General features: G+C 60.5%; 6 protein-coding genes. 4 read left to right on the top strand and 2 right to left on the bottom strand.

What is annotated here, in order from left to right; all coding sequences use genetic code 11:
* Positions 1 to 1,646 (bottom strand): pyridine nucleotide-disulfide oxidoreductase (locus A2Z13_10735; protein ID OGP80717.1); only part of this gene is annotated, 1,646 nt, incomplete at its 3' end.
* Positions 1,647 to 1,848: 202 nt separating this feature from the next.
* Here A2Z13_10735 and A2Z13_10730 point away from each other — a divergent pair.
* From A2Z13_10730 to A2Z13_10715, 4 genes are all read left to right on the top strand, one after another.
* Positions 1,849 to 2,349: a hypothetical protein gene (locus A2Z13_10730; GenBank protein ID OGP80716.1), complete on the top strand. Its 501-nt coding sequence runs from the start codon at positions 1,849 to 1,851 to the stop codon at positions 2,347 to 2,349.
* Positions 2,346 to 3,266, top strand: a complete 921-nt coding sequence (locus A2Z13_10725) for a peptidase M48 (GenBank protein OGP80715.1) — start codon at positions 2,346 to 2,348, stop codon at positions 3,264 to 3,266. The genes A2Z13_10730 and A2Z13_10725 overlap by 4 nt, the downstream gene beginning before the upstream one ends.
* 47 nt (positions 3,267 to 3,313) lie before the next feature.
* Positions 3,314 to 5,422, top strand: a complete 2,109-nt coding sequence (locus A2Z13_10720) for a hypothetical protein (protein ID OGP80722.1) — start codon at positions 3,314 to 3,316, stop codon at positions 5,420 to 5,422.
* 85 nt (positions 5,423 to 5,507) lie between these two features.
* Complete coding sequence (locus tag A2Z13_10715) at positions 5,508 to 7,031, top strand: hypothetical protein (GenBank protein OGP80714.1); 1,524 nt, start codon at positions 5,508 to 5,510, stop codon at positions 7,029 to 7,031.
* 48 nt (positions 7,032 to 7,079) lie between these two features.
* Here the strand turns inward: A2Z13_10715 and A2Z13_10710 are convergent, their stop codons facing one another.
* Positions 7,080 to 7,847 (bottom strand): MBL fold metallo-hydrolase, encoded by a 768-nt coding sequence (locus tag A2Z13_10710; GenBank protein OGP80713.1) that lies wholly within the window; start codon positions 7,845 to 7,847, stop codon positions 7,080 to 7,082.
* Positions 7,848 to 7,882 lie beyond the last annotated feature (35 nt).

Genomic DNA, 7,882 nt, shown 5'->3' with positions numbered 1-7,882 from the left:
AGGTAGCTTGCCTTCCCGAACCCGGCCCCCTTGAGGATCCGCATCGCCTCGTACCCCCGAAGGGCCGTCTGGCAATACGCCACGACCTCCTTGTCCCTGGGCAATTCGGCGGCCCGTTCCCGCAGCTCCTCCAAGGGGATGAAGCGGTGCCGCGGGTCCGCGATCCGTGCGTCCACGTGTTCTTCCAGGGTCCGCACATCGAGAAGGACGAAGTCCTCTCCCTCGTCGATCATCCGCCGGATCGCCAGAGGCGACCGGCTCACCGCGAGGCCCATGACCTTGTTCTCGAGGGTGTTGGCGAGATGGACCAGATTGTCCATTGCCCCGGAGTAGGGGGGAGCGTAGCAGAAATCCGCTGACGCGATCTCGCCAAGGGTCATCCGCTGCGCGATGGCGAGGGCCGCCGTGTCGATCCGCTTGGACGCTTCGCCGGGGCCGACCGCCTGAAGTCCCAGCAGCGTACCGGTCTTCCGATCCGCCACCCCTTTGAGCACGAGGAGCTTCGCCCCTGGATAGTAGTGGGCCCGGTCCGGCCCGGGGGTCAGCGAAGTGGACACGTCGTAACCGCGCTCCCTTGCGGTGCGTTCGCCGAGCCCTGTCGACCCCACATTGTAGTCGAAGATCTTGAGGATGGTCGAACCGAGGATGCCGGGGTATCGCGTGGCGCCTCCGGTCAGGTTGTCGCCGATCACGCGGCCGTGCTTGTTCGAAGTGGATCCCCTCGGGGCGTAGACCGGCTCACCGGTGAGGAGGTGACGATTTTCAACGCAGTCGCCGCCGGCGAAGATGTCCGGGTCCGAGGTCCGCAGGTACTCGTCGACGACGATCCCTCCCCGGTGTCCGATGGCAAGCCCCGCCGCCGCGGCCAGCGTCACGTTCGGCCGGACTCCTACCGCGACGAGGACAAGGTCGGCCGGGAGGTCGCCGTGGGTGGTGACCACCCGGGTGACCCGACCCTGGTCGTCGCCGGACAGCCCCTGGACGGCAACACCGGTTTTAACGGTCACCTTCTTTGCCGCAAGATGCTTTTCCACGAGGAACGCCATCTCCCTGTCGAGGAGGGCGGGCAGAACCTGGTCCTTCAACTCCACCATCGTGATCTCGGCTCCCCGGGCGGCGAAGGCCTCGGCCATCTCCATCCCGATAAGACCCGCCCCGACGATGACGACACGCCGCCTGCCGTCTTCCACCTCCTTGCGGATCTCGATGGCCTCCTCCAGGTTGCTCAGCACGTGCACACCCTGGAGATCGATCCCGGGCAGGGAGGGACGGACCGGCATGGATCCGGTGGCGATGACAAGCTGGTCGTAGGGGAATTCGAGCCGCTCCCCGGTGTCCACATTCACTCCCCGGACGATCTTCCCCAGGGGGTCGATGTCTTCGGCCATCGTCTTGTTGTGCACGTGGACTGCCTTGATGTTCTTGAAGAAGGCCGTATCCATGACGATCCCGGCGGGAGTCATCATGAGTTCTTCGTAGTCGACGATCTTCCCGGCGATGAAATACGGGGTGCCGCACCCCGCGTACGAGAGGTATTCCCCCTTTTCGAGGATCGTGATGTCCGCGTCGGGGTCCCTGCGGCGGGCCCGGGCCGCCGCCTTCGGCCCGATGCTGACTCCACCGATGATGACGATCTTCTTGCCCATGTTTTTGCCCTCCTCCGAGGAATCTCCCGGGTGTGCTCGCAGTCGTAACGCTTGAATTGTCTCACAGAAGACTTCATCATCAGGAAGGAACGTTTTTCGGGACTTCGTTTGACCGGGCCCCTGGCCGAAGTGGTGGAACCCCGAGCGCCTCGCTACAGGTAAGTTTATGGATCGGGCGAATTCCGGAACATGGAGGGATGCAATGATCGCGCGTTTTTACGTGCTGCTGGTTTCCTGCCTCGTGCTCCTGACGGTTTCCGCGGCCGTGGGAGAGGGCAGGAAGGAGATGAGCGTGCAGGTGAAACAGGGGCAGGTGAGGGCGACTCCTTCCTTCCTGGGGAAAATCCTCGCGACCTTATCCTACGGCGATCGCGTCGAGGTCCTCGAGGACAAGGACGGATGGATCCGAATCGTCCCCCCCGGGAAAGGCCCTCCCGGATGGATGCATTCCTCCGCCTTGAGTGAAAAGAGAATCGTCCTCAAGGCCAGCAAAAAGGATGCGGAGATTGCGGCCTCCAGCGGAGAGCTGGCCCTGGCCGGCAAGGGATTCAACGCCGACGTGGAGGCGGAATTCAAGAGGAAGCACCAGGAGATCGACTTCTCCTGGATCGACAGGATGCAGACCATGAAAGTCCCGCAGGAAAAAATCAGCGCCTTCCTCCGTGAAGGGGACCTGGCCCCCGTCCAGGGAGGTGGCAAATGAGAAGGCTGCGCTGCGCGACAGGATTCGCGTTCCTCCTCGTAAGCCTGGCCGGTTGGCAGGGCTGCGCAACTCTCGAAGAAGCGGCGAAAATAGGCACATCGGTGGCTCAATCGAAGGGGCTCGTGACGGGGGATCAGGCGAAATCGATTACCAAAACCACTTCGGCTGTGGCAAAGTCCTTCGAGGATATCACCCCGGAGCAGGAATATTACATCGGAAGGTCCGTCGGGGCGGTCATCGTCAACAAGTACAAGCCTTACACGAACGCCGAGGCCAACAACTACCTGAACCTCCTGGGACAGACCCTGGCGCAAGCCTCCGACCGGCCGGAGACGTTCGGCGGCTACCGTTTCCTGATCCTGGATTCGGGAGAGGTCAACGCCTTCGCGGCGCCCGGAGGCCTGATTTTCGTCTCCCGCGGCATGCTGCGCTGTTGCAAAAGCGAGAATGCGGTCGCCGCCGTGCTGGCCCACGAAATCGGGCACGTCCAGCTTCGGCACGGGCTTCAGGCGATCGACAAGAGCCGGCTGACGCAAGCGTTGACGACCTTGGCCGCGGAGGGCGCCAAGACCTTCGGCAGCAAGGAACTTGCCGATCTGACCAAGGCATTCGAGGGCTCGATCAGCGATGTTACCTCCACCATGATCAACAACGGGTATTCCCGCAGCTTCGAGCGGGAGGCCGATGCTGCCGCCGTCACGATACTTTCCCGTGTCGGCTACAGCCCCAACGGGCTGATCGCGATGCTCAGCGAGATGGAGAAAAATCTCAAGCCCGGCGGACCCGATTTCGCCAAAACGCATCCTTCGCCGAAAAGCCGGATCGACGACATCGAATCCTTGAACGTCGTCGGTGCGGCCTCATTCGAGGTTTCCGCCCGGCAGGGGAGATTCCGCAAGGCTCTGGGGAAGATCTAGCGAAAGTGGAATTCCCTCCCGCCGGAAAAAAAATCCTGGAGGGGGCGCTGGTGGCGCTCGCTTCCACCGCCGTGGCGTCGCTTCTGTGGGCGGCCGGCTGGCTGGACCGATGGGAATACCGCACATGGGATTGGCGCGTGAGCCGCATGGCCCGGCCGGCCCCCTCCACCGATAAGATTCGCCTGATTCTCCTGGACCAGCAAAGCCTCGACTGGGGCCAGAAGGAAAACGGTCTGTCGTGGCCATGGCCGCGGGAAGCCTACGGCGCCATCCTCGGGTATCTCAAGCGAGTCGGCGCGAAAAGCGTCGCTTTCGACGTTCTTTTTACGGAGCCCTCCAAATACGGCGTGGCGGACGATCTCGCCCTTGGAAGCGCCATCGGCAGCCACAAAGGATTCGTGGGCGCGCTTTTCCTCGGGGAAAAAACCGGAAGCGCAACCGCCTGGCCGAGCACGATTCCGGCGGTTCCGCTGGAGATCAAGGGGCTGGAGCAATGGTTGTCCGCGAGCCCGGCCCGTGACGGCGTCGCCGCGTCCCGGGCGTTGTTCCCCATTCCGGAAATAGCCTCCCGGGCGGCGATCCTTGCCGACGTCCAGCAAAATCCCGATCCCGATGGCGTGTATCGGCGAGTGCGGCTGTTCCGGTTCTTCGACGGGAAAGCGATCCCTTCGCTTGCGCTGGCGAGCCTGCTGGTTGCATCCCCGGGGTCCGGGGTTGCGATTCGACCGGGCGAGATGGCGATCGCAGGGAAGACGGTACCGATCGATAAAGAAGGGTACGCCATTCTCCGTTTCCGGGGTGCATCCGGGACGACCTACCGGCAGTACAGCGTCGCTGCCGTGATCCAATCCGAGCTGCGCCTTCAGGACGGAGAGGACCCGGTCATCCGGGACCCGAACGCTTTCCGGGACTGCCACGTCATCTTCGGGTTCAGCGCGCCGGGACTTTACGATCTGCGGCCCGCACCGGTCGGTGGCGTGTTCCCGGGTTCCGAGATCCTTGCGACGGCGCTGGACAACCTGATGGAGGGGGATTTCCTGGCGGATGCGGCCCCGCAGGCCGTGGTGGCCCTGACGCTCCTTTTGGCACTGCTGTCCGCGATCCCGGTCACCTTTTCCCGGAGCGCGTGGAAGAGCATGCTGTTCTTCGCGGTCTGTCTTCCCCTGCCCGTCCTGCTGTCTCTTGTCGCCTACTGGAAGGGAAGCTGGCTTCCGCTGGTCGTCCAGCAGGCGGCGGTTTCCCTGTCGCTCCTCGGCGCGCTGGCCGTGAACTATGCCACGGAGGGAAAACAGAAACGGTTCATCAAAAACGCCTTCCGGCAGTACCTGAGCCCCGACGTCATCGAGCAGCTCATCGCGCACCCGGAGTTTTTGAAACTGGGCGGCGAGCGGCGGACCCTCTCGATTTTCTTCTCCGATCTTCAGGGGTTCACGGCCATTGCGGAAGGCCTGGACCCGGAGGCGCTGACCGGGCTGCTCAACGAGTATCTGTCGGCGATGACGGACATCATCCACGAAGAGGGCGGGACCCTCGACAAGTACGTGGGCGACGCCATCATCGCGTTCTGGAACGCCCCCCTGGAGCAGCCCGATCACGCCGAGCGGGCCGCCCGCGCCGCGGTTCGCTGCCAGGCGAAGCTTTCCGAGCTGCGTCCCGTCATCCGGGGAAAAATCGGCAAGGACCTGTTCATGCGCATCGGTCTCCACACCGGGGTCGCCGTCGTCGGCAACATGGGATCCCGCAACCGATTCGACTACACGATTTTCGGAGACGCCGTCAACCTCGCCTCCCGGCTCGAGGGGATCAACAAGCAATTCGGCACCTATGTCCTGGCCTCGGAAGCCATGCGGAGCGCATTGGGAGACCGGTTTGCCCCCCGGGAAATCTCCCGGGTCGCCGTGGTGGGGAGGAAGGAACCGGTGCGGATCTTCGAGCTGTTGCCCCCGCAAGAATTCGCCGCCCGCGAAAAACCGCTTTCCACATTCGCCAAGGGGCTTCAGGAATTCTACGCGGGAAGGTTTTCCGTGGCCCTCGAGTCGTTCCTGGCGACGGAAAAAACCGATCCCCCTGCCGCCGCCTATGCCCGGAAATGCCGGGCCTTGATCGACCATCCGCCGGAGAAATGGGAAGGCGTCTGGACCATGACGGAGAAATAAACCGCATGCCGATTGACGTTTCCTCTCTCCGCGGCTATCGTAACGGGTTACGAAGGACACTCTTTTTCAGGAAATCGAGGGGATCATGACCTCACAGCTCTTCGGCGGGATGTCCTCCCTGATGGATGTCAGCTACATCCTGATCAATAAAATCGCCATCCTTTCCGCCGTCCTCCTGTTTTTCATCGCCGTTTATTGCCTGAATGCCTTTTTCCAGGCGGGCATGTCGTTTTCCAAGGTCAAGGCAACCATCAAGATCGCGCTGCTGGGATTCGTCATTCTCCTTCTCGAGACGCAGGTCAAGGCCGCTCCTCCCTACGGAGAAATGATCGGAAATGTGCAAACCCTCATCGTGGTGGTTTGCCTGGCCAACTTCGTGACCTATCTCGTCGTCGATATCTACATGTATTACCGAATGAACAAGCAGGTCCCTTCCTTCCAACGAGACCTTCTGACCATCCTGGTCTATATCGTCTTCGCCATGGCGTCCTTGAGGATTATCTTCCGGATCGATGTTTCCTCTATTTTAACGACGACGACGGTATTGACGGCCGCAGTCGCATTTGCCATGCAGACGACCATTGCGAATATCTTTTCCGGTTTTTATGTTCAGGGTGACGAAAACCTGAAAAGAAAGACGTGGATCTCCATCAAAGACCACGACATCACCGGCGAAATCGTCAATGTGGGCTTCCGATATACGACGCTGAGAACATTGGATCATCACAAAGTCCTGGTGCCCAACAATTATATTATGCAGAACATCGTCCTGAACCTGGGCACCAGGGGAGAGAGCGAGAAGACGGCGGTCCATTTGAAGGTCGGCCTTGGATATGATCTGCCTCCCGAGAAAGCCATCGAAACAATGAGCCGGATCCTCTTGCAGGAAGAGCACATCATGAAGGATCCCAAGCCGGTTGTCATCGTGCATAATTTCCTCGATAGCAGCATCGAGTACGATTTGAAGTACTTCCTCGATGATTACTCGTCCAACCTTCCGACCCGGGGCAGCGTGTTGAAGAAGATCTGGTATGCCATCACGAGGGAAGGGTACAGCATTCCCTTTCCCCACCGGGAAATCATCAACAAGGTTCCCCAGGAACCATTTGCCGTGGACGACAAGACCCTTCTTGCCAGTCTCCAGCGGACGGATCTCCTCAAATCGCTCAGCGAAGAGGAATTCCAACGGTTATCGGAAAGGGTTCATGTCAAGGTCTTCGGGATCGGCGAAGTGGTCGTACGACAGAAGGACGAGGGAGATTCGCTTTTCATCGTAAGGCGGGGGTTGTTAAACGTTTATCGTGATGATGCCGTGGTTGGAAGCCTCCGGGAAGGGGAGTTTTTCGGAGAGATGTCGCTTCTCACCGGAGAGAGGAGAAAGGCCACCGTGATCGCCGCGAGCGAGGTCCACCTGGTCGAAATCTCCAAGGAAGACATTGAGCCGGTGATCAAGGCCAATCCGGATCTGTTGGAAAAGTTGAGCGCCATCCTCGCGCAGAGAGAAGAAATGAATATCGAGCAAAAGAAAAGAGCGGAGCTTTCTCGGGCCAGCGTCAGCGGGAAGGAAGTGTTCCTGAAAAAACTGAAAGCGTTCTTTGGTCTTTCGTGACCCGAAGATCTCCTGACGGCAGGTACGTCCTCCCGTCCTGGAGGTCGGTCAGACCGTGATCACCTCCCCCTCTTTCAGGAAGTCTACGTTGTCGTGCTCGAGCGCCTCGATCTCGGCCTCGATTTCCGGGATGTACTGCGGTTTGAGGTGCATCAAGTAAATCCTCGTCGGCGGGACCGGCATTTTCGCGATCTCCTTCTCCAGGAGAGAGGGGGTGAGATGCCCGCTCGCCAGCGCGAGCTTTTCCAGTCGGTTGGGGAAAGAGGTCTCCATGATGAGAAACTTCACGTCATGGACGGCCATCGTTTTCCAGAAGCGGTCGGTCGGCCCCGTGTCGCCGGTGTAGGCGATCGCCTCCTTCCTGTTGTTTTCCACGATATATCCGTAGGCCGGCACGGTGTGATGGACTTTTTCCATCACGACCTTGTATCCGTCGATCGTCACGGGGCTCGACGGGGAGAAGGCCTGGTATTTCAGCACGGGGCGCTCGGGGGTGGGGATCTTGCTGAAGTCCGGCCAGATCCTGTCGTTGAAGATGTTCTTTTTCAGGTCGTCGAGGACGTCCTTCCCGCTCATGACGGTAATGGTGTTCCCGGTACTCCGGGTCACCAGGTTGTCAAGGAGGAACGGGATCCCCTTGATGTGGTCGAGGTGGGCGTGCGTGAGAAAGATATTCTGAAGGCTGTGCTCCTCCCGGATGTTGAGGGAGTTCGCGATCGTCCCCGCGTCAAGGAGGATCCTGCCGTCGATCAGGAAAGCGGGACAGTTGTGGCCCGGGACTTCGGACCCGGACGCGCCCAACACCTTGATTTTCAATGCGTCGACTCTCCTTTTACCGTTGTTCCCCGCCC

Source organism: Deltaproteobacteria bacterium RBG_16_64_85, from assembly GCA_001798885.1.
In the GTDB taxonomy this organism is placed as follows: Bacteria; Desulfobacterota; Deferrimicrobia; order Deferrimicrobiales; family Deferrimicrobiaceae; genus FEB-35.
Note: the sequence above shows the minus strand (reverse complement) of the source record. Positions and strands in the feature narration are given on the sequence as shown.

Excerpts from the sequence above, each read along its gene's own strand:
- A2Z13_10730 (OGP80716.1), top strand. The coding sequence starts at position 1,849 with ATGATCGCGCGTTTTTACGTGCTGCTGGTTTCCTGCCTCGTGCTCCTG.
- A2Z13_10725 (OGP80715.1), top strand. The coding sequence starts at position 2,346 with ATGAGAAGGCTGCGCTGCGCGACAGGATTCGCGTTCCTCCTCGTAAGC.
- A2Z13_10715 (OGP80714.1), top strand. The coding sequence starts at position 5,508 with ATGACCTCACAGCTCTTCGGCGGGATGTCCTCCCTGATGGATGTCAGC.